Annotated in this window: 22 protein-coding genes; 11 read left to right on the top strand and 11 right to left on the bottom strand. The window is 62.6% G+C overall.

All coding sequences use genetic code 11. From position 1 onward, the window contains the following. Positions 1-195 precede the first annotated feature (195 nt). Positions 196-1440 carry an MFS transporter gene (locus GIB19_RS22010; protein WP_027594032.1) on the top strand — a complete coding sequence of 415 codons (1245 nt, stop codon included), beginning with the start codon at positions 196-198 and terminating at the stop codon, positions 1438-1440. A 147-nt stretch (positions 1441-1587) separates the two neighbouring features. On the opposite strand, the gene GIB19_RS22005 is transcribed toward GIB19_RS22010, so the two are convergent. Both GIB19_RS22005 and GIB19_RS22000 read right to left on the bottom strand, forming a co-directional pair. After that, the gene (locus GIB19_RS22005; RefSeq protein ID WP_027594033.1) at positions 1588-3135 is read right to left on the bottom strand and encodes an AmpG family muropeptide MFS transporter; all 1548 of its coding nucleotides are present in this window, start codon (positions 3133-3135) and stop codon (positions 1588-1590) included. A gap of 43 nt (positions 3136-3178) precedes the next feature. Beyond that, complete coding sequence (locus tag GIB19_RS22000) at positions 3179-3532, bottom strand: MGMT family protein (RefSeq protein WP_027594034.1); 354 nt, start codon at positions 3530-3532, stop codon at positions 3179-3181. A 153-nt stretch (positions 3533-3685) separates the two neighbouring features. Here GIB19_RS22000 and GIB19_RS21995 point away from each other — a divergent pair, with 153 nt between their 5' ends. The 5 genes from GIB19_RS21995 to groL all read left to right on the top strand — a co-directional run bounded on the left by GIB19_RS21995 (position 3686) and on the right by groL (position 8264). Then, the gene (locus tag GIB19_RS21995; protein WP_274887966.1) at positions 3686-4696 is read left to right on the top strand and encodes a DUF481 domain-containing protein; all 1011 of its coding nucleotides are present in this window, start codon (positions 3686-3688) and stop codon (positions 4694-4696) included. Positions 4697-4771: 75 nt separating this feature from the next. After that, a complete protein-coding gene (locus tag GIB19_RS21990) occupies positions 4772-5503 on the top strand; it encodes a HugZ family pyridoxamine 5'-phosphate oxidase (RefSeq protein WP_099430359.1) in 732 nt (243 codons plus the stop codon). Positions 5504-5567: 64 nt separating this feature from the next. Continuing rightward, positions 5568-6032 (top strand): FxsA family protein, encoded by a 465-nt coding sequence (locus tag GIB19_RS21985; RefSeq protein WP_027594037.1) that lies wholly within the window; start codon positions 5568-5570, stop codon positions 6030-6032. Positions 6033-6278: 246 nt separating this feature from the next. Beyond that, positions 6279-6572 (top strand): co-chaperone GroES, encoded by a 294-nt coding sequence (locus GIB19_RS21980; RefSeq protein WP_012274036.1) that lies wholly within the window; start codon positions 6279-6281, stop codon positions 6570-6572. 48 nt (positions 6573-6620) lie between these two features. Then, positions 6621-8264, top strand: coding sequence for a chaperonin GroEL (groL, locus tag GIB19_RS21975; protein ID WP_265970262.1), 1644 nt, complete (start codon positions 6621-6623; stop codon positions 8262-8264). 253 nt (positions 8265-8517) lie between these two features. On the opposite strand, the gene GIB19_RS21970 is transcribed toward groL, so the two are convergent. Next, positions 8518-9246: a phosphatase PAP2 family protein gene (locus GIB19_RS21970; protein ID WP_274887965.1), complete on the bottom strand. Its 729-nt coding sequence runs from the start codon at positions 9244-9246 to the stop codon at positions 8518-8520. Between the two features lie 181 nt (positions 9247-9427). Here GIB19_RS21970 and colR point away from each other — a divergent pair, with 181 nt between their 5' ends. From colR to GIB19_RS21945, 5 genes are all read left to right on the top strand, one after another. Next, positions 9428-10111: a two-component system response regulator ColR gene (gene colR, locus GIB19_RS21965; protein ID WP_003255215.1), complete on the top strand. Its 684-nt coding sequence runs from the start codon at positions 9428-9430 to the stop codon at positions 10109-10111. After that, positions 10101-11411, top strand: coding sequence for a sensor histidine kinase (locus GIB19_RS21960; RefSeq protein WP_099430357.1), 1311 nt, complete (start codon positions 10101-10103; stop codon positions 11409-11411). The genes colR and GIB19_RS21960 overlap by 11 nt, the downstream gene beginning before the upstream one ends. Before the next feature lie 107 nt (positions 11412-11518). Next, a complete protein-coding gene (locus GIB19_RS21955; protein WP_027594041.1) occupies positions 11519-12199 on the top strand; it encodes a class I SAM-dependent methyltransferase in 681 nt (226 codons plus the stop codon). 6 nt (positions 12200-12205) lie between these two features. Further along, positions 12206-12907 (top strand): lipopolysaccharide kinase InaA family protein, encoded by a 702-nt coding sequence (locus GIB19_RS21950; protein ID WP_099430356.1) that lies wholly within the window; start codon positions 12206-12208, stop codon positions 12905-12907. Continuing rightward, a complete protein-coding gene (locus GIB19_RS21945; RefSeq protein WP_027594043.1) occupies positions 12904-13131 on the top strand; it encodes a hypothetical protein in 228 nt (75 codons plus the stop codon). The genes GIB19_RS21950 and GIB19_RS21945 overlap by 4 nt, the downstream gene beginning before the upstream one ends. A gap of 179 nt (positions 13132-13310) precedes the next feature. Here the strand turns inward: GIB19_RS21945 and GIB19_RS21940 are convergent, their stop codons facing one another. From GIB19_RS21940 to GIB19_RS21905, 8 genes are all read right to left on the bottom strand, one after another. Then, positions 13311-16367 (bottom strand): multidrug efflux RND transporter permease subunit, encoded by a 3057-nt coding sequence (locus GIB19_RS21940; RefSeq protein ID WP_274887954.1) that lies wholly within the window; start codon positions 16365-16367, stop codon positions 13311-13313. A 12-nt stretch (positions 16368-16379) separates the two neighbouring features. After that, a complete protein-coding gene (locus tag GIB19_RS21935) occupies positions 16380-17558 on the bottom strand; it encodes an efflux RND transporter periplasmic adaptor subunit (protein ID WP_274887953.1) in 1179 nt (392 codons plus the stop codon). Between the two features lie 273 nt (positions 17559-17831). Further along, complete coding sequence (locus tag GIB19_RS21930; protein ID WP_274887952.1) at positions 17832-18929, bottom strand: DUF1513 domain-containing protein; 1098 nt, start codon at positions 18927-18929, stop codon at positions 17832-17834. A 2-nt stretch (positions 18930-18931) separates the two neighbouring features. Next, the gene (locus GIB19_RS21925; protein WP_099430352.1) at positions 18932-19996 is read right to left on the bottom strand and encodes an imelysin family protein; all 1065 of its coding nucleotides are present in this window, start codon (positions 19994-19996) and stop codon (positions 18932-18934) included. A 19-nt stretch (positions 19997-20015) separates the two neighbouring features. Next, positions 20016-21443: a di-heme oxidoreductase family protein gene (locus GIB19_RS21920; RefSeq protein ID WP_274887951.1), complete on the bottom strand. Its 1428-nt coding sequence runs from the start codon at positions 21441-21443 to the stop codon at positions 20016-20018. A 273-nt stretch (positions 21444-21716) separates the two neighbouring features. Then, positions 21717-23057, bottom strand: coding sequence for an imelysin family protein (locus GIB19_RS21915; RefSeq protein WP_274887950.1), 1341 nt, complete (start codon positions 23055-23057; stop codon positions 21717-21719). Positions 23058-23204: 147 nt separating this feature from the next. Further along, positions 23205-25256 carry a putative bifunctional diguanylate cyclase/phosphodiesterase gene (locus GIB19_RS21910; protein WP_027594050.1) on the bottom strand — a complete coding sequence of 684 codons (2052 nt, stop codon included), beginning with the start codon at positions 25254-25256 and terminating at the stop codon, positions 23205-23207. Between the two features lie 266 nt (positions 25257-25522). Then, complete coding sequence (locus GIB19_RS21905) at positions 25523-26119, bottom strand: superoxide dismutase (RefSeq protein ID WP_027594051.1); 597 nt, start codon at positions 26117-26119, stop codon at positions 25523-25525. Positions 26120-26351 lie beyond the last annotated feature (232 nt).

Raw genomic sequence — 26351 nt, 5'->3', positions numbered from 1 at the left:
GCCGCTGTGCGCCCCATCGCCGGCAAGCCGGCTCCCACAGGTTCAGGTTGTCATCTAACTGTGTGGGAGCCGGCTTGCCGGCGATGGGGCGCGCAGCGGCCCCGGTTTTTTCCACCTCATTACACTTGTTCACAGCTAAACCCCGCCACTTCTGGCATATAGCCTAACCCCACCTGCCTCTACCCGAAGCTCACCATGAAACCACTGCTGTACATCACCCCCCTCCGAGCCTTGCTGTTTGGCCTCACCCTGGCCCTGTTCGAGTTGCTCACTTACCTGGCCAGCGACGCGGTCATGCCGGCCATGCCGGTGGTGGTCGGCGATCTGAACGCCAGCCCCGAATACATCCCCCATGCCCTGAACCTGTACCTGCTCGGTGGCGTGGTCCTGCAGTGGCTGATCGGCCCCCTGGCCGACCGCTATGGCCGTCGCCCGCTGCTGTTGGGGGGGTGTGTGTTCTTTGGCGTGGCGTGCCTGGCGACCTTCTGGGTTCATGACATCGGCTTGTTCAACTTGCTGCGCCTGTTGCAGGGCATCGGCCTGGGCTTTGTGGTCACGGTCAGCTACCCGGCCCTGAACGAGGCCTTCAGCGAAGCGGACGCGGTGCGCATGATGGCCCTGCTGGCCAACATTGCCCTGCTGTCGCCGCTGCTCGGCCCGCTGGTGGGGACCTTGCTGCTGCAATGGCTGGACTGGCGTTGGCTGTTCGTGGCCTTTGCCATCGGCGCGGTGCTGGCCTGGGTGCTGCTGTACCGCTTGATGCCGGAAACGCTCGGTGTGGAGCGGCGCGATGGTTCGCGGCTGCCGTTCACCCCAATTCACCTGCTGCCACTGTTGTCCGGCTACGGTCAGTTGCTGGCCAACCGGCGGTTTGTCGCCGGCAGCGCAGCCCTTGGCCTGGTCGGCTTGCCTTTGATTGGCTGGATTGGCCTGTCGCCTGTGCTGCTCATCCATGATGAGGGGCTGAGTACGATGGAATATGCCTTGTGGCAATTGCCGGTGTTCGGCGGGCTGATCATGGGCAACCTGATCATCAACCGCATTGCCGACCGTTATCCGCTGCCAGCCCTGGTGCGTGGCGCACTGTGGCCCTACCTGGCAGGCCTGTCGTTGATGGTGCTGGCGACTTGGTACTGGCCGACGGTGACCAGCGTGGTCGCTGGCATGTCGCTGTACGCGCTGGGGTTGGGTGTGGCCAACGCCGTGCTGTACCGCATGACGCTGTTCTCCAGCGAGCAGAGCAAGGGGCTGGTCTCGGCCATGCTGGGGATGATCACCATCGCCTTGCTGGGCCTGGGTGGGGCACTGCTGGCGATGATCGGGGCAGGTGCCAGCCTGCTGCACTTTGCCTTGGCAGCCAGCGTGGCGGGTGCGCTGGCGCTCTGGCCGTTGTGGTTCGTGGTGGGTGGCCGGCCTGGGGAAGGGGCGGTGGCTCAGTAGCTTGCCGGCGCCGGCCATGCGCAATTCCTGTAGGAGCAGCCTTGTGCTGCGAAGAGGCCGGTGACAGAACAGTGAATCTTCGCTGCTGTTACCGGCCTCTTCGCAGCACAAGGCTGCTCCTACAGTGAAACATGTAAATAGAGGGGTTCAGGGCCGTTCGGCCGCTGGGTTCTCCTCGGGCACGGGCTTGCCGCGCCCGGCCTCCTGACGCCACTGCAGGGCGATCAGAATCAACGTCGGCACGCCCAGCAGGGCGGTGATCAGGAAGAAGTCGTGGTAACCGAACTTCTCCACCATAACCCCCGAATAGCCGCCAATCAGCCGTGGCAGCAACAGCATGATCGAGCTCAGCAGCGCGTACTGGGTGGCCGAGAACTTCAGGTTGGTCAGGCTCGACAGGTAGGCGACGAACGCCGAGGTGGCCATGCCGGAGCTGAAGTTGTCCAGCGAGATGGTGACCACCAGCATGTCCAGGTTCGGGCCCATGTCGGCCAGCATCAGGAACAGGATGTTGGTCGCCGCCGAGGCCGCGCCACCGATGAACAGGATCGGCATGATGCCGAAGCGCACGATCAACAGGCCGCCGACGCCGGCGCCGACCAAGGTCATGATCAGGCCGAAGATCTTGCTGACGCTGGCGATCTGGTCCTTGGTGAAGCCCATGTCGATGTAGAACACGTTGGCCATCACGCCCATCACCGTGTCCGACATGCGGTAGGTGGCAATCAGCCCAAGCAGCAGCAGCGCTTGCCAGCGGTAGCGGGCAATGAAGTCGTTGACCGGGGTAAGCACCGGGGCAAGGCCACGCCGGCCCATGGTCGACAGGCACGCCCAAGTCAGCATCGCGTACAGGATCAGGCGCAGGAAGGCGCGGTCTTCGAGCAGCAGGTCGAGGGGCGTCGCATCACCGAAGAACACGCTGGCCCAGTCGGTATTGAACAGCTGGGTGAAGCTGGCAGGCACCGACACCAGCAGCACGATCAACACGAACACCGACGCCAGCTGGTGCACCAGGCCGTAACGCGCCGCCGACAGCTGAGTACGCAGCGGCACTGACGGTTCACGCATGACCAAAGTGGTGAACAGCGCCGGCAGCATCAACAGGGCGAACATGATGTAGGTGCCGGCCCAGGCCTTGTGCAAGTAGCTGAAACCGGTGGAGCCAAACCATTCGGCGAAGAACAGCGCACCGGCCGTGGCCAGCAGAGCTGCTACCCGGTAACCCGCCATGTAGCTGGCAGCCAGGGCGGCCTGGCGCTGGTCATCGGCAATCTCCAGGCGATAGGCATCGACGGCGATGTCTTGGGTGGCCGAGGCGAAGGCAACCAGAACCGCCAGGGCGATCAGCCACGACAGGTGCTGCTGTGGGTCGCACAGGCTCATGCCGACCAGCCCGATCACCACCAGTGCCTGCGACAGCAACAGCCACGAACGGCGGCGCCCCAGGCCGCCGAGCAGGGGCAGGCGCCATTGGTCGAGCAGCGGCGACCAGACCCATTTGAACGCATAGGCCAGGCCGATCAGGCTCGCGTAACCAATGGTCTCGCGGGCCACGCCAGCTTCGCGCAGCCATACCGAAAGGGTCGAGAACACCAGCATGTAGGGCAGGCCGGCGGCAAAGCCGAGCAGCAGAAGTACCAGGGTTGACGGGCTGGCATAGGCAGCGAGCGCAGCGCGCCAGGTTTTACGGGGCATGGGCCAACATCTGCCTCAAGTTTGCGAATACAAAGCGCGCACTCTAACCGCTGTGCTCCATCGGGCGCCAGCCATGGCGCGTCATATCCACACGATTATTGGTCACATTTACGCCTTCTGCGCGCAGCCGTGCCCGTTGTTCGTCGCCAGAGGGCGTGCCTAAAGCCAGGCTCAGCCGCCCGCCAGCGCCCAGTACCCGATGCCAGGGCAGGCGAGTGTCGGGTGGTAGCTGCCCGAGGGTACGCCCAACCCAACGTGCCGCGCGGCCAAGGCCCGCCAGCTCGGCAAGCTGGCCGTAGCTGACCACCTTGCCTTCGGGCACTTGCCCGAGTACCGAATACAGGGCCGTTCGTCGGGCCTCTGGCGTTTCCAATGTGTGCGCGTATGCCTCGGACATCAGTGCCCCCGTGGCCTGTGGATGAAACCGGACCAATGGTGACGGTAAATGAGTGTTGAACTCAATCGCAGGCTCCCGGTCTGTCCTTGCTCTGGTTGTCGGTATCTGGATAATGCCCGGCTTTTTTCGTCGAATCGAACCCGTAGTCCGCTTATGTATTCTAGATCCTTGTTGTGCCTGCTAGCTGCTTCCCTGTGCGCCGCGCCTGCGGTTGCCGACACCGTGTGGATGAAAAACGGTGACCGTCTCACTGGCAAGATCAAAGTCTTCGACGGTGGCAAGCTGCTGCTGGAGACCCCTTATGGTGGGTCTATCGCGCTGGACTGGAAAGCCGTCAAGACCCTGGAAAGCGACCAGGAACTGCTGGTCAAGCAGGACGCCTACAGCGGTGAGCGGGCCAAATCGCTGAAGGCCGCCGAAGACGGCAAGGTCACCCTGGCCAATGGCGAGGCGCCCAAGACCGTCGACCTGGCCAGCATCGAACAGATCATGAAGCCCAAGCCGGTGGTCGAAGACCTGGTCTGGAAAGGCAACGTCGATGTTGCCCTGGACTACAAGCGTGCCGAGAACGACACCGACGACTATGACGTAGGCTTCAAGACCACAGCACGTCATGGCCGCTGGCGGCACAACGCCGAGGGCGAATACAACCGCGAGAGCAAGGACGACGTCACCACCACCGATAACTGGAGTGCCGAGTACGCCCTCGACCGCTTCATTACCGAGAAGTGGTTCTGGCAGGGGCGCATGGAATACAAGCGCGACCACATCGAGGACCTGGCTCGCCAGCGCACCGTGGGTACAGGCCCGGGCTACCAGTTCTGGGACGACGAGCTGGGCGCGTTCTCGCTGGGCTCGCTGATCAACCGTACCGATTTCGAGTACCAGGACGGCGCCAAGGACAACTTCTATGCAGCGGCAGTCAAGTGGGACTACACCCGCTACCTGATCGGCAAGAACGTGCAGCTGTTCACCAATGGCGAAGTCGCCAAGCCGCTGGGCAACGTGGCCGACTACTCGCTGGATGCCGAGGTTGGCCTGCGCTACAAAGTCACCGAATGGGCCTCGCTCAACCTCAAGGCCGAGAAGGACATCATCAGCGGCACGCGTGACAGCGACCTGGACAAGACCCGCTACACGGCAGGCTTTGGCGTGACCTGGTAACGCGCCTACAGTGGCAGCGGCGGGTGATAATGCTTATCTTGTCACCCATCCAGTCCGCCGCCAGGAGCGCCCTTCGTGAGTAACAAAGCCATCCGCCCCGCCCGGGAACTGCTGCTCAAGGAATACCGCGGCGTGCTCTCGACCCATTCCAAGTCCATGCCCGGCTTCCCGTTTGGTTCCGTCGTGCCGTATTGCCTGGATGCACAGGGCAACCCGCTGATCCTCATCAGCCGCATCGCCCAGCACACCCATAACCTGCAAAAAGACCCTAAGTGCTCGCTGCTGGTCGGTGAGCGTGAAGCCGAGGATGTGCAGGCGGTCGGCCGCCTGACGGTGATGGCCGAAGCACACAAGCTGGTGGATGAAGCCGCCATCGAGGCCGCTGCCGAGCGCTACTACCGGTACTTCCCCGACGCGGCCAATTACCACAAGGCTCACGATTTCGACTTCTGGGTGCTGCAGCCCGTGCGCCACCGCTACATCGGCGGCTTTGGCGCCATTCACTGGCTTGACCATGTAACCCTGGCCAACCCGTTCGCGGGCAAGGCCGAGGCGAGCATGATCGAACACATGAACAGCGATCACGCCAATGCCATCGCCCATTACGTCGAACTGACCGACCTGCCACGCACAGCCCCTGCGCTGATGGTCGGTGTCGACAGCGAAGGCATGCACCTGCGTATTGGTCAGGGCATCTACTGGCTGCCGTTCCCACGCCTTTGCAATACGCCGACACAAGTTCGCGAAGCGTTGGTTTTACTGGCACGCGCCGACCAGTGGCCGGTTGCTGCTGAAGTCGAGGGTTGAAATTGGGAGCGGTCGCATCCATCTGAGGTCTTATTGGAAGGTCTCTTCCGTCGAGGAATCTTTGATGCGTGCTTTTCTACTGTTGCTTCTGCTGTTTCCTGTGCTGGAGCTGTTCGTCTTCGTCAAGGTCAGTGCGGCCATCGGGTTTTTCCCGGCGCTGCTGCTGATCATCGCCGGTTCGGCACTGGGTGTGCTGGTGATGCGCGTGGCCGGGCTGGCCACCGCACTGCGTGCCCGTGAAAGCCTGCAGCGCGGCGAACTGCCCGCTGAGGACATGTTCCAGGGGATGATGCTGGCGGTGGGGGGCGGCTTGCTGCTGCTGCCAGGTTTTATCAGCGACGTGCTGGGCCTGATCTGCCTGCTGCCGTTCACCCGTCACCTGGCTGCGCGCAAGATGCGCCAGCGTGCCGAAGAGCAGGCCATGCGCCAGCGTGCGTTTCAGGATGATCCGTTCCAGGCGCAGCCGCCGCGTGATGCCGGCCACCGCCCCAACGTGATCGAGGGCGAGTACGAGCGCCGCGACAAGTGACATTCAGGGGCCGCATCGCGGCCCCTGTTCTTTTTCCGTTCAGCGCTGATTAAAAATTTTCCGTATCAAGCCTTGTAATTGCCTATGGCGGCCTCATGTATGGGTCACCGCAAGGTTTCTGGTGGCGACACCAGACATAACTCAGGTGGTTCGCCCCGCGCGGGCCACCCCCGGCAACGCCGGACCGCATCAACCCGCCGGTGTCGATACCGGCCGATGAAAACCACAATTTGGGAGAGATCGACAATGAAGCTTCGTCCTCTGCATGACCGCGTAGTCATCCGTCGCAGCGAAGAAGAATCGAAAACCGCTGGCGGTATCGTCCTGCCGGGTTCGGCCGCTGAAAAACCAAACCGCGGCGAAGTTGTCGCCGTTGGCACCGGCCGCATCCTGGAAAATGGCGAAGTACGCGCGCTGGCCGTGAAAGTGGGTGACAAAGTGGTTTTCGGCCCTTACTCGGGCAGCAACACCGTGAAAGTCGACGGCGAAGACCTGCTGGTAATGGCCGAGAACGAAATTCTCGCCGTTATCGAAGGCTGATTTCCCCGATTTCCCGTTATTCCAAAGAATTCCAAGGATTAAACGATCATGGCTGCTAAAGACGTAAAATTCGGCGATTCCGCCCGTAAAAAAATGCTGGTTGGTGTCAACGTTCTGGCTGACGCAGTAAAAGCGACCCTGGGCCCGAAAGGCCGCAACGTGGTCCTGGCCAAGAGCTTCGGCGCACCGACCATCACCAAGGACGGCGTTTCCGTTGCCAAAGAAATCGAGCTGAAAGACGCCTTCGAAAACATGGGCGCCCAGCTGGTCAAGGAAGTCGCTTCCAAGGCCAACGATGCAGCCGGTGACGGCACCACCACCGCTACCGTTCTGGCTCAAGCCATCGTCAACGAAGGCCTGAAAGCCGTCGCTGCCGGCATGAACCCGATGGACCTGAAGCGCGGTATCGACAAGGCCACCGCCGCTGTCGTCGCCGAGCTGAAAAACCTGTCCAAGCCATGCGCCGACTCCAAGGCCATCGCTCAGGTAGGCACCATCTCCGCCAACTCCGACAACTCCATCGGTGAAATCATCGCCGAAGCCATGGAAAAAGTCGGTAAAGAAGGCGTGATCACCGTTGAAGAAGGCTCGGGCCTGGAAAACGAACTGTCTGTCGTAGAAGGCATGCAGTTCGACCGTGGCTACCTGTCGCCGTACTTCGTCAACAAGCCGGACACCATGGTTGCCGAGCTGGAAGGCGCGCTGCTGCTGCTGGTCGACAAGAAGATCTCCAACATCCGTGAGCTGCTGCCAGTGCTGGAAGCCGTTGCCAAGGCCGGCCGCCCACTGCTGATCGTTGCTGAAGACGTTGAAGGCGAAGCGCTGGCTACCCTGGTCGTCAACAACATGCGCGGCATCGTCAAGGTTGCTGCGGTCAAGGCACCTGGCTTCGGCGACCGCCGCAAGGCCATGCTGCAGGACATCGCGGTCCTGACCGGCGGTACCGTTATCTCCGAAGAGATCGGCCTGTCCCTGGAAACCGCTACCATTGAGCACCTGGGTAACGCCAAGCGCGTCATCCTGTCCAAGGAAAACACCACCATCATCGACGGCGCTGGCGTCGACGGTGACATCGAAGCACGCGTCAAGCAGATCCGTGCCCAGATCGAAGAGACTTCCTCGGACTACGACCGTGAGAAGCTGCAAGAGCGTCTGGCCAAACTGGCTGGCGGTGTTGCCGTGATCAAGGTCGGTGCTGGCACCGAAGTCGAAATGAAAGAGAAGAAAGCCCGCGTTGAAGACGCCCTGCACGCTACCCGTGCAGCCGTTGAAGAAGGCGTGGTGCCTGGCGGTGGTGTTGCCCTGGTTCGCGCCCTGAACGCGATCGTTGACCTGAAAGGCGACAACGAAGACCAGAACGTCGGTATCGCACTGCTGCGTCGCGCTGTTGAAGCCCCGCTGCGTCAGATCACTGCCAACGCCGGCGACGAGCCAAGCGTTGTGGCCGACAAGGTCAAGCAGGGTTCGGGTAACTTCGGTTACAACGCTGCTACCGGCGAATACGGCGACATGATCGAGATGGGCATCCTGGACCCAGCTAAAGTGACCCGTTCGGCACTGCAAGCTGCTGCTTCGATTGGCGGTCTGATGATCACCACCGAAGCCATGATTGCTGATGCTCCGAGCGACGCTCCAGCTGGCGGCGGCATGCCAGACATGGGCGGCATGGGTGGCATGGGCGGCATGATGTAAGCCAGCCTTACCCCTAGCGTCATAAAAAAGCCCCGGCTCGCGAGAGCCGGGGCTTTTTTTGTGCTTCGGTGGTGAGCATTGGGGCTGCTTTGCAGCCCATTCGCAGCGCAAGGCTGCTCCTACAGGTGCCACGCAGCATTGTGTGAGCATTGGGGCTGCTTTGCAGCCCATTCGCAGCGCGAGGCTGCTCTTGCAGGTTGCTTTTTGTGGGAGCAGCCTTGTGCTGCGAATGGGCCGCGCAGCGGCCCCTCACTCAGGCAACACTGGCCTCTACAGCAGGCGCCTCAAGCCGCCCGCGCCGGTACAAAACCAGGTAATACGACCCCAACCCGATCAACCAGCAGAACACCGCCGTCCACACGTTGTGCGACAAGAAGTGCGCCCCTTGCATCATCCGCCCGACCGACAGCACCGAACCGGCGACCAGCGCCACCCCCAACGCCACCCGTGCCAGGCGCGGACGTCGATCACGCAGTGCAAAGAACAACGCGAACAAGCAGAAGCCGGTCGCAGCATGCCCGCCCGGCCAGCACAGCCCCGGCTTGTCGGTGGCGGGGCGTGCCTCCAGCAGCTTGCTGTAGGTTTCCTTGCCGCCGAACTGGCTCAGGCTCCAGGGGCACTGCACATGGGTGACCTTCTTCAGCGGTGTCACAAACGCTGTGGACAAGCCCAGCGCCAACACCAGGCAACCCAGCTCCCGGCGCCAACCGAACAAACGCTTCCAGAAGAAACTCACGGCAAAGGTCAGCAAGGCCAGCAGCCCCAGCAGGATCACCACCTGCTTGACCCCATCATGCAGTACGTTCTCCAGCAAATAGCTGTGCCGGCCGATGAATTGCCCGGCAGCCGGGTCGAAGAACAGGTTGGCCACGTCCATGTCGACCGAGGTCAGCTCAAGCAGGATCAAAGCCACTGCCGTCACCAGAGGAATGCCCAGGTACAGCCAGAGATTGATCGGGCGAGGGCGGGTACGTTCGTGCATGACGACTCCAGGGCGCAAAAAAGATTGGGCATTATCGAGTGGGCGCTATCCTGTGTCCGTGAAGGATCGGTGAAAAAACTGTCAACTCCGGTGAATTTTCCCCAGGGGTGGCACAGTGCAGGCATTGGCCTTAAGCTGCGCCTGCCGCGCACCACAGCGAAGCGCCGCACAGGAGAACCCGATGCGCATTCTATTGGTTGAAGACAACCGCGATATTCTTGCCAACCTGGCCGATTACCTCGGCATGAAAGGCTACACCGTCGATTGCGCCCAGGACGGCTTGTCGGGCTTGCACCTGGCGGCCACCGAGCACTACGACCTGATCGTCCTCGACATCATGCTGCCCGGCATTGATGGCTACACCCTGTGCAAACGCCTGCGCGAAGACGCCCGGCGTGACACCCCGGTGATCATGCTCACCGCCCGCGATCAGCTGGACGACCGCCTGCAAGGCTTCCGCTCGGGTGCCGACGATTACCTGCTCAAGCCGTTTGCGCTGTCGGAGCTGGCCGCGCGCATCGAAGCGGTGCTGCGCCGTGCCCAGGGGGGTGGGCGTCGCACCTTGCAGGTCGCCGACCTGAGCTACGACCTCGACACCTTGGAAGTCACGCGCCAAGGCCGCCTGCTCAAACTCAACCCGGTCGGCCTCAAGCTGCTTGCCGTGTTGATGCAGAAAAGCCCCCACGTGCTGCGACGCGAAGTGCTGGAAGAAGCCCTGTGGGGCGACGACTGCCCTGACAGCGACAGCCTGCGCAGCCATGTGCACCAGTTGCGCCAGGTGATCGACAAACCGTTCGAAAAACCGCTGCTGCATACCGTCCATGGCGTCGGCTATCGCCTCGCCGAGGGCCGCGATGGAGTTTAAGCAAAGCCTTGCCCAGCGCATCATCATCGCCTTTGCGTTGATGAGCGCGCTGGTGGCCGGCGCCTTCGCCTTCGGCATCGTCGCCACGGTGCACCTGGTTGAAGAGCGGCTGATTTCCACCGTGCTGGGCGGCGACCTGCAACGCCTGTTGCGCATGGACAGCGTCAGTGACTGGAGCCATCGGCCGCGTCCGGACCAACTGTTCTACTTCAGTGGCGGGCGTGACGATTTCGAGTTGCCCAAAGACTTGCGCCACCTCGACAGCGGCTTCCACGAAGTATTTCGCGACCAGCTGTCGTACCACGCGATGGTCGAGATCGTCGATGGCCGTCGCTACGTATTGCTGCAAGACCAGAGCGATTTCGAAGAGCGCGAGCGTGTGCTGTTCGCTGTTGTGGTCGTCGGCTTCGTGCTCAGCCTGGTGCTGGCCGTGATCCTGGGGTGGCTGGTGGCGCGCCGGGTGATGGCGCCGGTGATCCGCCTGGCGCGCCAAGTGCGCCACCGCGACCAGCTACTCGGCCTGGCACCGCCACTGGCACCCGATTACGCGGCCGACGAAGTGGGCCAATTGGCCGTGGCCTTCGACGACACGCTGGGCCGCTTGCGCGATGCATTGACCCGCGAGCGGCTGTTCACCAGCGACGTCAGCCACGAGCTGCGAACCCCGCTGATGGTGCTGGCCACGTCGTGTGAACTGCTGCTGGAAAACCAGGCACTGGACCCGCGTGCACGCAGCCAGGTCGAGCGGGTGGCGCGGGCGACCGAAGAAATGCGCGAACTGGTCAAGACCTTCCTGATGCTTGCCCGTGCCCAACGCGATGAGGGTGCCGTGGCCTCCCAAGCGACCTTGCGCGAGGTTGCGGATGAACTCACTGGGGTTTGGCGCGAAACGATCGAGCAGAAGGGGCTCACGCTGTATTTCGACGGCCGCGTCAGCGCAAGCCCGGTGCTGTACAACGCCACCTTCCTGCAATCGGTGATGGGCAACCTGCTGCGCAACGCCGCGCACTACACCGACAGCGGTTACATTCGCCTGAGCCTGGAAGCGAACGGGTTCAGCGTCGAGGACAGTGGCGTGGGCATCCCCGAGGAGCAGCGCGAGGCGATGTTCAAACCCTTCGTGCGCGGCGCTGAGCGGCGTGGCGAAGGGCTGGGCTTGGGCCTGTCGCTGGTGCAGCGCATCTGTGACGACCAGGGGTGGCGCGTCACCTTGACCTCGACCTTGCCGCACGGCTGCCGTTTTCAGGTGGACCTGAGCCAAAGCGTGGAGAAGGGCAGCCCTTCGGGGTTGGTCGGGTAATTTTTGGTAATACCTCTCCAAAGAACTAACACTTTTTTCACATTGGCATAACCTGATTCCAACGCTTGCTTACCTAAGGTGAGCGCACTGGAGTCAGGAGATGCCCAATGCGTAGCCCCATCAAGCTTGAATTTTCCGAGAAATACGACAAAGACCACGCGCGCGAGTATTTCCTCAAGCATCAGGATGGTCTGGCCCGGCGCCTTTCCCACAAGCGTGACGAGCAGTTGGCACGTCGCGCCTTGGCGTTGGCCGGTGAGCCGGGCCTGGTACTTGACCTGCCCTGCGGTGCTGGGCGCTTCTGGCCGTTGCTGGCGGAAAAACCCAACCGCGTAATCATCGGCGCCGACAACTCCGAGGCGATGATCGAGACAGCCTGTGCCGCGCAACCGCCAGAGGTGGTCGCCCGGGTACGCCCCTTGCAGACTTCTGCGTTCGCCATTGACCTTCCTGACAATTCGGTCGACAGCATTTTCTGCATGCGGCTGTTCCATCACATCGGCGAAGCGGCCCACAGAAAGACAATTCTTTCGGAATTTCAACGAGTTAGCCGTGATAGTGTGATTCTGTCGCTGTGGGTGGACGGCAACTTCAAAGCCTGGCGCCGGAAAAAGCTCGAGCAGCGTCGCAGCGCCAAGGCCGAGCAGGACAATTACCAGAATCGTTTCGTGTTACCAGCGGACACGGTCGAAGAAGAATTTGAGGCCGCCGGTTTCAGAATCCAGGAACGCTTGGACTTCCTGCCGTTCTATGCCATGTGGCGAGTCTATGTATTGCGTAAGGGGTAGTGTTTGATGGCTGTAGCCCAGAGTGGGGAGTCGCGGTTCGATTTTTACTGGCGCCAGCAGGGCGAATGGGTTGAGGAACCCAACCAGCGGCGTGGCGGCGAAAGTGGCGTGCAACGCCTCAACGATGCCAACGGCAAACTGCTGTATGCCAAGCGCCAGGTCGGGCACATCTACCGCAGCCTGCTGCACCCCTTTGGCCGGCCGACCGTTTTGCGTGAACTCGATGCCATCAACAGCTTCGAGCAATTGGGTGTACGTGTTCCGCACATCGTCTTTTGTGGTGCCGAGCGCGATGCCGATCATCAATGGCGTGCGCTGCTGGTCAGCGAAGCGCTGGATGGCTTTGTCGAGCTCGACACCTGGCATGCCGAAGGTGCCCGCGAGCGTTACCCTCAGGCGGTGCATGAGCGCATGCTCAAGGACCTGGCGGATAACCTGGCGCGTATGCACCTGGGGCACTGGCAGCACGGCTGCCTGTACGGCAAGCATGTGTTCGTCAAGGTGATCGGCGAGGGCGAACAGGCCCGGGTCGAAGTCGCCCTGCTGGACCTTGAGAAGTGCCGGCGGCGCATCAGCTGCCAACGTGCGGCGGCGAATGACCTGCGTCAGTTGCGCCGCCACTCGTCGTTCACTGATGCGGAATGGCAGACATTGCTCTATTTTTACCAAATGGCGTTTGGCAGCGTTGTCAAAGGGTTAGGGCAATGAAACTAGAAATCGCTCGAGCTTTGTTCCTGGTGGCTGGATTGGCCGTGACCACTGTGGCGGTGGCTGCCTGGGAAGAGCCGAAGCCGACGGTGTTCAGCAAGGCCGAGATGGCTGACCAGTGCGCTTTGCCACGTGTGGCAAAGCCGCAGGAACAGGCCAAGCCGGACCAAGACCTGTTGCTGTTCCTGTTCGGTATGCGTCAGGGATTGCGGCCGTTCGGCTGAACCTGGGTGGTGCTTGAAAACCAGAGGCCCTGCATAGCGGGGCCTCTGGTTTTTTTGTTTGTGAGTGCCGTCGGCCAACTACGATTCCGGTAGGAGCAGCCTTGTGCTGCGAAGAGGCCGGTGAAAGCACCCTCAATCTTCGCTGCTGCCACCGGCCTCTTCGCAGCACAAGGCTGCTCCTACCGGGAAATGTCAGCTGGCACAGGTGCCTTGGCCACCGTCTTGTGCGCCAGCAAGGTGTAGATGCAAGGCAGCACAAACAAGGTAAACAACGTCCCGATCGACATCCCGGTCGCAATCACCGTGCCGATATCGAACCGGCTCACTGCCCCTGCGCCGGTCGCCAGAATCAACGGCACCATGCCAAACACCATCGCCGCCGTGGTCATCAGTACCGGCCGCAGGCGGATGGCGGCCGCTTCCTCGATTGCCTCACGCACGCTCAGGCCTTTTTCTTCGCGCAACTGGTTGGCAAATTCGACGATCAGAATACCGTGCTTGGTAATCAGCCCGATCAGTGTCACCAGCCCGACCTGGGTATAGATGTTCATGCTGGAAATACCCAGGAACAGCGGCAACAGCGCCCCGCAGATCGACAACGGCACAGTCACCAGAATCACCAGCGGATCGCGGAAGCTTTCGAACTGCGCCGCCAGCACCAGGAAGATGATCGCCAGCGCCAGGCCGAAGGTTACCCACAACGCGCTGCCTTCCTGAACATACTGGCGCGCCACCCCGGCATAGTCGAAGGCGAAGCCTTCCGGGGCTTCTTCGCGGGCGATGGCCTGCACGGTCTGCAATGCTTCGCCCAGGCTGACCATGGGCACGCCTTGGATGATGGCCGAGTTCAACTGCTGGAACTGGTTGAGCTGGCGCGGGCGGGCGCGGTCGCTGAGGGTGATGAGGGTCGACAGTGGCAGCAACTGGCCCTGGTCGTTCTTCACGTAGTAGTTGTTGAGCCAGCCAGGGTTGTTGCGGTACGGCCGCTCGACCTGGGCAATCACCTTGTAGCTGCGGCCCTCCAGGGTGAAACGGTTGATTTCCCCCTCGCCCAGCAGGGTGGCCAAGGTGCCGCCCAGGGCGTCCATCGAGACGCCCATCTGCGCCGCTTTGGCCCGGTCGATGTCGACCACCACTTCCGGTTTGTCGAAGGCCAGGTCGATGTCGAGGAAGGCGAACTTGCCCGATGCCTGGGCGCGTGCCTTGATACGTTGGGCCACGTCCAGCAGGACCGGGTAGTCCCCCGCGGTGTTGATCACGAACTGGAACGGCAGGCCCTCACCGGTACCGGGCAGCGACGGCAGGTTGAAGCCGAAGATCTGCAGGCCGCCGATTTCTTCAAGTTTGGCCTGCACCAGCGGCAGCAGCTCCATCTGTGTGCGCTCGCGCTCGTTCCAAGGCTTTAGCAGGAAGCCGCCAATGCCGCTCTGCACACCGTTGAAACCGTTGATCTGAAACGACGAGTAATACTCGGGGAAGGCTTTGAACAGCGGCGTGAACTGGTCGGTGTAGGCGTTGAGGTAGTCGAGGTTGGCCGGCTGCGGCGAACTGCTGATCATGAAGATCACCCCTTGATCCTCGTTGGGCGCCAGCTCGTTCTGGGTGAATTTGAGCAGTACCGGGATCAGGCACAGGACGATCACGGCGAACACCAGCACCACCGGCCGGCTGTCCAGGGTGGCGTGCAGCAGGCGCTGGTAGCGCACCTTGAGGCGCTCGAACAGCAGTTCGAGGCGATGGGCAAGGCCCGAGGGGTTCTGTTCCTGGCGCAGCAACAGCGCGCACATCATCGGTGACAGGGTCAGGGCGACGACGCCGGAGATGATCACTGCACCGGCCAAGGTCAGGGCGAATTCTTTGAATAACGCGCCTGTTAGCCCGGTCAGGAAGCCGATGGGGGCATACACCGCGGCCAGGGTGATGGTCATCGACACCACCGGCATGGCGATTTCCCGTGCACCTTCCAGCGCCGCGTCGAACGGCGTCTTGCCTTCTTCCATGTGCCGGTGGATGTTCTCCACCACGACAATGGCATCGTCTACCACCAGGCCGATGGCCAGCACCATCGCCAGCAGGGTCAGCAGGTTGAGCGAGTAGCCCATCATCTGCATGAAGAACAGCACGCCGATCATCGACAGTGGGATGGTCACCACCGGGATCAGCACCGAGCGCAACGCGCCGAGGAACAGGAACACCACGACGATGACGATCAGCACCGCTTCGCCGAGGGTCTTGATCACCTCGTCGATGGAGGCCTGGATGAACAACGTGGCGTCGTAGGCAATCGACACTTTCAGCGCCGAGGGCAACTGGCTTTGGAGTTCCGGCATGATGCGGCGGACTTCTTTGATCACCTCCAGCGGGTTGGCGGCCGGTGTGGCCTTGATGCCGATGTAGACCGAAGGGATGCCGTCGAACGAACTGACCGTGTCGTAGTTTTCTGCACCCATTTCGACCCGTGCCACATCCCCCAGCAGCACCCGGCTGTCGCCGCTGGTCTTGACCGGCAGGGCGGCGAACGCTTCGGCAGACTTGAGCTCGGTGCTGGCATTGATGCTGGTGACCACGTACTCGCCTTTTACCTCACCGGCGGCCGAGAGGAAGTTGTAACGGCGCACGGCGTTGGTCACGTCGGTGGCCGAGAGGCCGTAGCCGGCCAGTTTCACCGGGTCGATCCAGATGCGCATGGCGAACACCTGGTTGCCGAGGATCTCCGCCTCGGCCATGCCCGGCAGGGTGGCCAGTTTGGGTTGGATCACTCGGGACAGGTAGTCGGTGATCTGCGGGTTGCTCATTTCCTTGCTGTAGAAGCTGATGTACATCAGCGCCGAGGCGTCGGCGGCCTCTTTGCTCAGCACCGGGTCTTCGGCGTCTTGCGGCAGCTTGTTGCGCACCTCGTTGGCTTTGGCCAGCAGTTCGGTGAACAAACGGTCACTGTCGGCGCCGATGCGCGCATAGATGGAGATGATCGAGAAGTTCTGCCGACTCACCGAGGTCATGTAGTCGATGCCTTCGGCGCTGGCCAGGCTCTGTTGCAGCGGCTGGGTGATGTAGCCCTGGATGGTCTCGGCGTTGGCGCCGGGGTACGCGGTGGTCACCGTGATCAGGGCGTTTTCCATCTGCGGGTACTGGCGAATCTGCAGTTTGCTCCAGGCCTGAAAGCCCAGCAGCAAAATCAGCAGGCTGACAACGCTGGCCAGGACCGGGCGACGGATGAACGGGTCGGTGAACGCCATGCCTGCCTCCTGTCAGTCGTTGTGTGGGGTGCCTGGATCAGCCTTGCCTGGATCAGGAACGTTTTGCTCAGGTGTGAGCGCCTTGTCCTGGCCGATGCGGATCGCCGCGCCAGGTGTGAGCTTGAGTTGCCCAGCGGTAACCACCTGCTCGCCGGCCTGCAGGCCCTTGCTGACCACCACCACGCCGTCGCGGCGCTCGCCCGTCTGCACGGTGCGCTGCTCGGCGATGAGCGGGGGTTGGCCGTCGTCGGTTTTTTCCGGGTTGCCGTCCTTGTCCTTTTTCGGGGTGGCGACATACACCGAGTTGCCATACAGGGTGTAGGTGATGGCGCTTTCCGGCACCACCACCCGCGGCTGTGGCGCGGGCAGCAAGATCAGCAGGTTGGCGAACATGCCAGGCAGCAGCTTGCCGTCAGGGTTGGCCAAGGTTGCGCGGACCAGCAGGTTGCGGGTGCTTTCCTCGACCTTGGGGTTGATGGCGCTGAGGCTGGCGGTGAAGGTCTGGCCCGGGTAAGCGGCGACCTGCACCAGCACCTGCTGGCCTAGGCTCAGGTGCGGCAGGGCCTGCTCGGGCACGTTGAAGTCGACGTAGAGGCTGGACAGGTCTTGCAGGGTGGCGATCACCGTGCCAGCGGCGAGGTAGTCGCCGACATCCACCTGGCGAATGCCGATGGTGCCGCTGAAGGGCGCACTGATGCTTTTTTTGGTCTTCGAGGCCTTGAGCTGATCGACCACGGCCTGGTTGCGCCGGTACTGGGCGGTAAGGCGATCGTACTCGCCACGGGAGATGGCCGAGTCGCCGACCAGCTGGCTGCCGCGGCCGAAATCGACCTTGGCCAGCCCCAGGTCGGCCTGGGCGGTGCCGAGCAGGGCGGTTTCCTGTTCGTCATTGAGTTGCAGCAACAGTTGCCCGGCCTTGACCTTCTGCCCGGAGTCGAAGTGCAGGCTTTTGACGATGCCTTCCACCTCAAGGCTGAGCTCGACGCCTTGCAGGGCCTTGAGGCTGCCGACGGCGGGCAGGCGTTCTTGCCACTGGCGTTCTTCGGCCAGCGCTGCCGCCACGGTGATCGGCGGCTTGGGGGCTGTGAACACCTGGATCTGCTGGTAGATCGAGAAGGCCTTGTAGCCCCCCAGGGCCAACACGATCAACAGAACGACGGCCAACATGATGAGCATGCGGCGGCGAAGCATAGGTCCGGTTCCTTGGAAGCGTGGTTGTTATTCGTTTTGACACGACAACGGGCGATCCTGCCCACGTGTGGATGGGGGAAGTATTGACTGTTTTTGGCAGGTGGGGAAGGGTGGGTGCAACGGGATTATTCAAACATTGGCGCGTGCACTGCCGTGTAGGAGCAGCCTTGTGCTGCGAAGAGGCCCGAGCAAACACTGGAGATTTACAGTGCGGGCTCGGGCCTCTTCGCAGCACAAGGCTGCCCCTGCATGGACCGCGATGTGCCTGGGCAATCAGGCCAGGTGCAGGTGGTTGTCCCAGAACCCGGAAGGCAGGTCCATCGGTTGCCCGATCAGCTCAGCCTTGCGGCAATCGTAGAACCGGCAACGCCCCTGCCCGGAGGTGACGACAAAGCCATCCTTCACCGCGCCAACCCCGGCGCAATCTGGCATCGGCGCATCCAGCTTCACCGCGCCGCTGTCCAGGTCCCAGACAAACAACCGGTTGGCCCGCGGCGCCGTCAGCGCCACCAGCCGCAAGTCGCTGTGAATCGCCACGCTGGCGGTGTACTGGGCCATGGCCTGCAACTGCCGCTCCGGCACCGGGAAGGCCTTGAGCGGCTCGCCCGGGCGCTTGATCGCCAGCAGCTCGGCGGTTTCGTCGGCGTCGCCCATGAATTGCTGGCAGGCGGCAATGGTGCCGTCGTCGCCAATTGCCAGGTGACGCACGCTGTTCATCTGCTGGGCGAGGGTTTCTTTGCTCAGCAGGGTGCCGTCGCGCTGCATCAGGACCAGGCTTGGTTGCATGGCGTCGAGGTTCATCTCTACGCGGCTTTCGGCCTCGGTGCGGATGCCGCCGTTGGCCACCACCAGGGTTTCCCCGTCCGGCAGCCAGGCCACTTCATGCGGGCCGATGCCGTGGGTCGACAGCTCGCCGCTGTGCACCAGGCGTTCGCCTTCGAAACGGTACACACCGAGCACGCCGCGACCCGGGTCGGTAGTGTCGTTCTCAGTGGTGTACAGCCATTCCCCGCCCTTGTGGATGACCGCATGGCCGTAGAAGTGGCGGTTGGGCTGCGAGACCACGGTTTGCAGCAGCCGCCCGTCGCGCAGGTCGACCAGGTAGCTTTCGGTACCTGGGCGGCGGGCGACGAACAGGGCGATCGGCAGCGAGGGGTGGTTGATGATGGCATGGCAACGCTGGGCAACCTGGGTGCTGAACACCTGGGTGCCGTCCAGGCGGAACCCGACGGCGTAATGCTTGCCATCGCCGTCGTCGCGCGCCGAGAGCAGCAGGGGTTCGCTGCCTTTGTTGCGGAACAGGCTCCAGCCGCCCAGGGTGAGGGCGCTGAGCAGTACGCTACCGAGTTTGAGGGCCTGGCGTCGCAGCATGATCAGTCACCGTCGTTGGCATTGAAGCCCAGCTGGATGTTCAACGCCTTGGCCAGCTCGCCTTCGTGCAGGCGGTGGACAACGTTGAGGCTGTCGTAGATCTGGTTGAGGGTCTGCTTGCCAGCGTCGTCGGCCAGCAACTCGCCGAGGGTTTTCTGATTGTCGGCCAGCTGTTTGAGCGCAGTAGCGTAGGCGTCGTCGATCTTGTCTGCCAAGGCTTTCTGGTCGCTGCCCAACAGGCCACGCAGGCCCTTGTTGTCGACCCCGACCCAGACCGCCTGGGCGGCCTTGAGGCTGGCCTCCAGGCTTTTGAGCGAAGCGTGGCTGCGCCAGGCCTCGGCCTGCAGCGGCTGGGCAATGCCCTTGCTCTGGCGGCCCATGGGGGCGCCAAGCTTCTTCTTCAGGGTGTCCAGGGCGGTGACCTGGGCGCGCAGCAGGTCGGCGATGGCCTCGTGGGAATCGGCGTAGCGCTGGTTGGGGAACTTGGTCATCTGCGAGAGCATGCCGTCGGTGCTGTTCCAGCCCTTGAGGATCTCTTCGGCCAAGGCCTTCTGGTGCTCGGCGATGGCCACCAGCAGTGGGCAGTAGCGGGCTTTCTGCTCCGCCGTGGCAACGTCTGGCTTGCTGTCGAAGAGGATGTACTCGTAAGCCGACAGGCCGCGCACCACGACGCTGGCCTTGCCCAGGGCAGCGGCGTCGACGGGTTTGTCACCGTTGACCAACTGCTCGACCTGGCGGCCGACCAGGTTCTTCTTGTCGGGCCAGAACTGCACCTGCCAGGCGCGGTTGCCTTCGGCCAACGGGCCGACCAGCAACGGTTGCAGCTCGGCCCAGGCTTTTTGCGCAGTGAGGAAGTCGGCGCGGGCGGTGTCCAGGTTCGCCTTGCCTTCGCAATAGGCCAGGGCGCTGACGGCCAGCTGGCGGTCGGCTTCGACCCAGCGGCTGTAGGTCGGCAGGATCACCTGCTTGGCGATGGCGGCGGAGGTCACGGCTTGCGGGTCCTGCGGCGAGCAGGCACCGAGGGCGAGTGCGGCGAGGCTGGTGAACAACAGTTTGGGTCGGAACATGCCCGGCTCCTTGCGCGTTTTAAAGTGAGTTCAGGAAAGCCAGCAGCGCGGCACGCTGCTCGGCATTGAAGGTGAGGACGAAATTACGTGCCGCTTCGGCTTCGCCACCGTGCCAGAGCACGGCTTCGAGCAGGTTGCGGGCGCGGCCGTCGTGCAGGAACTGGCTGTGGCCACTGACCGTTTCACTCAGGCCGATGCCCCACAGCGGCGGGGTGCGCCAGTCCTGGCCATTGGCCGCGAATTCAGTGCGTTCATCGGCCAGGCCCGGCCCCATGTCATGCAACAGCAGGTCGCTGTAGGGGCGGATCACCTGGCCGGCCAGCTCAGGTTCGGCCGCATTTGCGGCGGTGGTGAACTGCGGGGTGTGACAGCCCTGGCAACCGGCCTGGAAGAACAGGTTCTTGCCTGCCAGTACCTGCGGCGCACCCACGTCACGACGGGCAGGCACGCCCAGGTTGCGGGTATAGAAGGTCACCAGGCGCAGGATGTTGTCGCTGACTTCCTTTTCGCCCCCCATGCCATCGCCATTGGGCGCGGCCAGGCAGTCGACTTGCGCTGCGGTGCAGTCGTCCTTGGGCTGCAGGGTGGAGGTCAGGCCCATGTCGCCGGCAAACGCATGGACGTTCTGCTGGTTGACGTTGGGTTGCCCGGCTTTCCAGCCGAAGCGGCCCACCACGGTCTTGCCCTGGGCGTCATCCCAAACCCGGTTGGCTCGGCCGCGGATGCCGTCGCGGTTGCGGTCGTCCGGGTCTTCGTTGGCGAGGATGTCGGCTTCGGGGATGGCTTCGAGCAGGCCGAGGCCGATCATCGGCGGCGCAACGCGGGCCGAGAAGCGGGTGTCAGGGTGCATTGCCCCGTAGCCCAGCTGGGTGATCTGCAAGCTGGGACGACGCAACTCGACCTGGTGGCCGTCCTTGAACGTGACGGCCTGGTTGGCGTAGGTCACGCGGACCTTGCCCTCCGGCGCCACGCCGGGGATAGCCATGTCCTGCAACTGGGTGCCGTACACGGGCTCGGGGACCACGCCCAGGCGCTCGACCACCTTGGCCAGGTAAGGCTGGTCGGGGATCGACAGGCGCACCAGCATCGACACCGCGTTGCTGTCATCGAGTTCGGGTGGGTGGCCGCGGCCATCGCGCACGTGGCAGTTCTGGCAGGCATTGGTGTTGAACAGCGGGCCGAGGCCATCACGCGCGGTGGTGGTGGACGGGGCGATCACCCAGGGGTTGCGGAAAAAACTGTTGCCGACGGCGAAGTCCAGGCGCCGCTCGGGCGAAAGGTTGGCCGAGGGCAGGGAATAGGCATTGCGATCGCTGCGCTGCACCGTCGCCTTGCCACCCGACAGCGCTTCGCCGGGCTCTGCCTGGGTGAAACGCGGGGCGTCGTCACAGGCGGCGAGGGCAAAGGCCAGCAGCAGGGGAGAGAGTTTGAACAGCGACGAGGACATCAAGGATCCTGGGCGTGAGCGAAAAACCGGCGTGCAAGCTTAGCAAAGTGGGGATGTTTGAATAAGAGCAATTTGCAATTGCTGGATGAAATCAGTGTCAGCTACATCTGTTGCCTGTGCCGGCCTCTTCGCGGGTAAACCCGCTCCCACACAGATCTCAGGAATCATGCCGTCCTGGTGGGAGCGGGTTTACCCGCGAAGAGGCCGGCACAGTCAGCACTAAACGAAAAAGGCGACCCGAAGGTCGCCTTTCCCAGAACCGCTACAGCCGAATCAGAACTCGTGATCCGCAGTATCCGGGTTCAGGTTGGCAATGCCCAGCTTGCCTGCAGCCTGTTCGATCGCGCCGGTCTGCTTGACCAGCGAGGCGATGGCGTCACGCACGACTTGGTTGCCAGCGGCGTTGTCTGCAGCGATCAGTTGGTCGTAGTGCTCGCCTTTCAGGGCGTGGTCGACGATCACCTGGATCTTCGCTTCGGTGGCTTCCAGGTCGGCCTTCAGGGTGGCGTCGGTAGCCGGGTCGACCTTGGCCACCAGCGACGACAGGCTCGGGCCGGTCAGTTTGGTGCCATCCGGACGGGTGTACTCGCCCAGGTAGACGTTGCGGATACCCTTGGCGTCGTAGAAGTGCGAGTAGTGGGTGTTGTCGCTGAAGCAGTCCTGCTCGTCTTCAGGCGAGTTGGCTTCCAGCGAGACCTTCATGCGCTCGCCCGCCAGTTCGCCCAGCGACAGGCTGCCCATGCCGAACAGCATCTTGCGCAGGCCGTCGTTGACCGGCTCGGCTTCCAGGGTGGCGCGGTAGTTGTCGGCAACGTTCGGTGCCCAGTTGCCGACCATCTCTTCGAGGTCCTTGACCAGCAGGTCGGTAGCCGCCTTCAGGTAGGCACGACGGCGGTCGTTGTGGCCGCCAGTGGCACCGTTGCCTTCCAGGTAGTCGGAAGCAGGGCGGTTGCCAGCGCCTGGGCCGGTGCCGTTCAGGTCCTGGCCCCAAAGCAGGAATTCGATGGCGTGGTAGCCGGTGGCGACGTTGGCTTCGGAACCGCCCAGCTCGTTCAGGCTGGCCAGCTTCTCTGGGGTGATGTCCTTGACGTCGACCTTCTCTTCGCCGACCTGGATCTCGGTGTTGGCGATGATGTTGGCGCTGGCCGCCGGGTTGCCCAGGGCGTGCTCGTAGCTCTTGTCGACGTAGTCGATCAGGCCTTCGTCCAGGGGCCAGGCGTTAACTTGGCCTTCCCAGTCGTCGATGATGGTGTTGCCAAAGCGGAAGGCTTCGCTCTGCAGGTAAGGTACGCGCGAGGCGGCCCAGGCGTCCTTGGCGGCTTTCAGGGTTTCGTCGTTGGGCTTGGCCAGGAACGCGTCGACTGCCGTCTGCAGGGCCTTGGCGGTGCTCAGCGAGTCGCTGTAAACGGCGTAGACCATGTCGGCGTAATGCTGGACCACGGCCTTGCCGGCCGCTTCATCGACAGCCCCAGGCGCGGCGGCGGTGGTGCTGGCGGCAGCAGGCGCTTGCGCTTGCGCTTGCGGAGCAGCGGCCTTGTCATCCTTTTCGCCACATCCGGCGAGCGCGATGGCGATGGCCAGCAGACTGGCGGAGGCCAGAGGCATTCGAATCATTGTTGGTTTCCCTGCGTCGTGTGGTTGGACCGTGCGCCATGGCACGCGAAACCGCAACATCATGCGAAAGATTTGCATTTGCTGTAAAGAGGCGAGCGCGCAATTCATGTAAATGCCCGTCACGGCCTGTAACCGGGGCCGCCAGGGCTACAGCATGGACACCTGATTGCGCTGTGCCTGCTTGAGGTAACTGGTCAGCTCGCGGGCCGACAGTGGCTTGCTGTAGTGGTAGCCCTGACCCTCGTGGCAACCCTGGGCGATGATGTAGGTCTCCTGCTCGGCGGTTTCCACGCCTTCAGCGATAACCTGCATGCCCAGGCTTTTGCCCAGCTGGATGATGGCGCGCACGATGGTGGCGTCGTCATCGTCGTCGAGCAGGTCCTGGACGAAGCTCTTGTCGATCTTGATCTTGTCCAGCGGCAACGACTTCAGGTAGCTGAGCGACGAGTAGCCGGTACCGAAGTCGTCAATGGCGATCAGTGCCCCGGAGCGCCGCAGGCTGAGCAGGTGCTGGGCGGCGGTGCTGATGTCTTCCATCAGGCCGGTCTCGGTCACTTCCAGCTCCAGGCTGCGCGGCGGCAGGCGGTAGGCCTGCAGCAGGTTGTTGACCACGCGTGGCAGTTCGCTGTGGTGCAACTGCACGGTCGACAGGTTGACCGCCATGCGCAGGTCGCTGAAGCCCAGGTCGTGCCATTCGCGCAGCTGCCGGCAGGCCTGGTCGAGTACCCATTCGCCGATGGTGATGATGTTGCCGTTCTGCTCGGCCAGCGGGATGAACTGGTCGGGCGGAACCATGCCCAGCTCCGGGTGTTGCCAGCGCAGCAGGGCCTCGACGCCAACCACGCGGTGGTCGCGGTAGCTGATCTGCGGCTGATACACCAGGTACAGCTGATTGCGCGGCAGGGCTTCGCGCAGGTCTTTTTCCAGCTCGCGGCGGCGGCGCATTTCACTGTCGACGCTGGCGATGTAGAACTGGTAACGGTTGCGTGAGCGGGCCTTGGCCAGGGTCATGGTCTGTTCGGCTTTTTGCAGCAGCTTCTCGGTGCTGTCGCCGTCTTCTGGGAACAGGGTGATGCCGATGGTGGCACGCAGGCGGATCTGCTGATGGTCGAGGTCGAAGGGCACCTCCAGGTCATCGAGGATGCTCTGGGCCAGCTCGGCAGCCTCATACGGCTGCTCGATGTTGGCCTGAACCAGGGCGAACTGGTCGCCACCCAACCGCGCCAGCGCCCCCAGGCGGCCACTGTGGGCGCGCAGGCGGTCGGCCAGGGCCAGCAGCAACTGGTCACCGACCTGGTAGCTGAACTGCTCGTTGATGCCTTTGAAATCGTCCAGGCCTACGCACAGCACTGCGACGCGATGCTGCAGGCGGCCGCCATCGACAAGGATCTTGTCCAGCTGTTGCTGCAGCTGCTGGCGGTTGGGCAGGCCGGTGAGGAAGTCGTACTGGGCCATGCGTTGCAGGCTGTTCTCGGCCTCGTGGCGCAGGTGGGTATTGCGCTCGATGGAGGCGAGCAGCTGGTTGGCTGTGTTCACCCACAGGCCCAGTTCGTTTTTCTCGTGGCCCTTGAGCAGCGGGATCTGGTGCTGGCTGGGGCGATCGGGGTTGATCTGGGTAAGGTGCTCGATGATTTTCGACAGTGGCTTGGTCAGCAGCCAGTGGTACACCAGGTACAACACCAGGCCCATGGCCAGGGCGCGCAGCACGCCGGAGATGAAGATGATCACGGCGTTAATCAAAAAATCTTCGCCATACGACGAGGTGTCGAGGGTGATGCTCAGGTCGCCGTAGTATTCGCTGTAGGGGCCGCGACCGACCAGTTGGGTGGTGTAGGTGCGTTCCTGGCCGAGGATCAGGTCGGTCAGCCAGCGCATGGACATGTCCTGCAGCGGGCGGGACTTTTCGGCCAGCATGGTTTCATTGGGGTGGCCGATGGACGCCATGCGCACCGACTCGTCCTGGAACAGGCCTTCCATCACCTGCATGCCCATCTCCCGGTCAAGGCTGTACACCGCCTGGGTAGAGGGGTCACGGAACATGTCGAGGATGCGCTGGGCATCGTTGTCGACAGCCTGGCGGGTCTTGTAGGTGTCGTAGACGATTTGCGCACAACTGAGCACGACGCCCACTGCGAGCGCCGACAGCAGCACGACCCTGAGCAACTTGACCGACAAGCTGTTCCGCAATTCCAGCTTCAATGGGGTTTCCTTAATCCATGCGCATGGCATCATTTTGCCATCAATGAAACCAATACACTATCGGCCGGTGTGCCACGGACACAGCGCGAGAAGCGGGGTTGTCCTGGGCAGTATATCGGTCGCCTGGCCCTGCAACTTGAGTGCGCTGTATCAAGTTTCCAGAGGTTTGATGTTAGCGTGCAATCCGTGCTGAGCAAGAGGCTGTTACAGGCCCATAAAAAAACCCGGCACCAAGGCCGGGTTCTTCGTTCAAGGCTGGATATGCATCAGGCCTTGAAGGTCTTGCCTTCGAACTGTTCGGCAACGAAAGCCCAGTTGACCAGGTTCCAGAACGCCTCGACATACTTCGGACGCACGTTGCGGTAGTCGATGTAGTAGGCGTGTTCCCAGACGTCGCAGGTCAGCAGCGGGGTGTCGCCATTGGTCAGCGGGTTGCCGGCGCCGATGGTGCTGGCCAGGGCCAGGGAACCGTCAGCTTTCTTCACCAGCCAGCCCCAGCCGGAGCCGAAGGTGCCGACGGAAGTCTTGGTGAACTCTTCCTTGAACTTGTCGAAGGAACCGAAAGCGGCGTTGATGGCTTCGGCCAGGGCACCGGTCGGTTGACCACCGGCGTTAGGCGCCAGGCAGTTCCAGTAGAAGGTGTGGTTCCAGACTTGAGCGGCGTTGTTGAAGATACCGCCCGAAGAGGTCTTGACGATCTCTTCCAGGGTCTTGCCTTCGAATTCGGTGCCTGGGACCAGGTTGTTCAGGTTCACGACATAGGTGTTGTGGTGCTTGTCGTGGTGATACTCCAGGGTTTCCTTGGAGATGTGCGGCTGCAGGGCATCGTGGGCGTACGGCAGCGGCGGCAATTCAAAAGCCATGGTGGATCTCCTGATTCAGGTCTATTTGCGGTTTGCGCAAGGCCGATCACGGGCGGCCCGATCAACGTCGGCGAGTTTGTACTCTTTGCGACGCGAGGGCTGGATCATAGCACCGGGCCCGGCGCATAACCACGCAACAAAGATAGGGAATAGAGGTTCCAGAGCGGTTGGCCGGTGCCGACCAGTGGTGTTTGCCGCGGCGTTTGTATCGCCTGTGAGATCGAGCGCCGCC

The sequence above is a fragment of the Pseudomonas sp. ITEM 17296 genome (genome assembly GCF_028895205.1).
Lineage (GTDB): Bacteria > Pseudomonadota > Gammaproteobacteria > Pseudomonadales > Pseudomonadaceae > Aquipseudomonas > Aquipseudomonas kermanshahensis.
This window is presented reverse-complemented; position numbering and strand designations above follow the sequence as displayed.

Excerpts from the sequence above, each read along its gene's own strand:
- GIB19_RS21920 (WP_274887951.1), bottom strand. The coding sequence starts at position 21,443 with ATGTCCTCGTCGCTGTTCAAACTCTCTCCCCTGCTGCTGGCCTTTGCC.
- GIB19_RS21970 (WP_274887965.1), bottom strand. The coding sequence starts at position 9,246 with ATGCACGAACGTACCCGCCCTCGCCCGATCAATCTCTGGCTGTACCTG.
- GIB19_RS22010 (WP_027594032.1), top strand. The coding sequence starts at position 196 with ATGAAACCACTGCTGTACATCACCCCCCTCCGAGCCTTGCTGTTTGGC.
- GIB19_RS21915 (WP_274887950.1), bottom strand. The coding sequence starts at position 23,057 with ATGATTCGAATGCCTCTGGCCTCCGCCAGTCTGCTGGCCATCGCCATC.
- GIB19_RS21980 (WP_012274036.1), top strand. The coding sequence starts at position 6,279 with ATGAAGCTTCGTCCTCTGCATGACCGCGTAGTCATCCGTCGCAGCGAA.
- GIB19_RS21950 (WP_099430356.1), top strand. The coding sequence starts at position 12,206 with ATGGCTGTAGCCCAGAGTGGGGAGTCGCGGTTCGATTTTTACTGGCGC.
- GIB19_RS21945 (WP_027594043.1), top strand. The coding sequence starts at position 12,904 with ATGAAACTAGAAATCGCTCGAGCTTTGTTCCTGGTGGCTGGATTGGCC.
- GIB19_RS21995 (WP_274887966.1), top strand. The coding sequence starts at position 3,686 with ATGTATTCTAGATCCTTGTTGTGCCTGCTAGCTGCTTCCCTGTGCGCC.
- colR (WP_003255215.1), top strand. The coding sequence starts at position 9,428 with ATGCGCATTCTATTGGTTGAAGACAACCGCGATATTCTTGCCAACCTG.
- GIB19_RS21935 (WP_274887953.1), bottom strand. The coding sequence starts at position 17,558 with ATGCTTCGCCGCCGCATGCTCATCATGTTGGCCGTCGTTCTGTTGATC.
- GIB19_RS22005 (WP_027594033.1), bottom strand. The coding sequence starts at position 3,135 with ATGCCCCGTAAAACCTGGCGCGCTGCGCTCGCTGCCTATGCCAGCCCG.
- GIB19_RS21940 (WP_274887954.1), bottom strand. The coding sequence starts at position 16,367 with ATGGCGTTCACCGACCCGTTCATCCGTCGCCCGGTCCTGGCCAGCGTT.
- GIB19_RS21985 (WP_027594037.1), top strand. The coding sequence starts at position 5,568 with ATGCGTGCTTTTCTACTGTTGCTTCTGCTGTTTCCTGTGCTGGAGCTG.
- GIB19_RS22000 (WP_027594034.1), bottom strand. The coding sequence starts at position 3,532 with ATGTCCGAGGCATACGCGCACACATTGGAAACGCCAGAGGCCCGACGA.
- GIB19_RS21925 (WP_099430352.1), bottom strand. The coding sequence starts at position 19,996 with ATGTTCCGACCCAAACTGTTGTTCACCAGCCTCGCCGCACTCGCCCTC.
- GIB19_RS21955 (WP_027594041.1), top strand. The coding sequence starts at position 11,519 with ATGCGTAGCCCCATCAAGCTTGAATTTTCCGAGAAATACGACAAAGAC.
- groL (WP_265970262.1), top strand. The coding sequence starts at position 6,621 with ATGGCTGCTAAAGACGTAAAATTCGGCGATTCCGCCCGTAAAAAAATG.
- GIB19_RS21905 (WP_027594051.1), bottom strand. The coding sequence starts at position 26,119 with ATGGCTTTTGAATTGCCGCCGCTGCCGTACGCCCACGATGCCCTGCAG.
- GIB19_RS21930 (WP_274887952.1), bottom strand. The coding sequence starts at position 18,929 with ATGCTGCGACGCCAGGCCCTCAAACTCGGTAGCGTACTGCTCAGCGCC.
- GIB19_RS21960 (WP_099430357.1), top strand. The coding sequence starts at position 10,101 with ATGGAGTTTAAGCAAAGCCTTGCCCAGCGCATCATCATCGCCTTTGCG.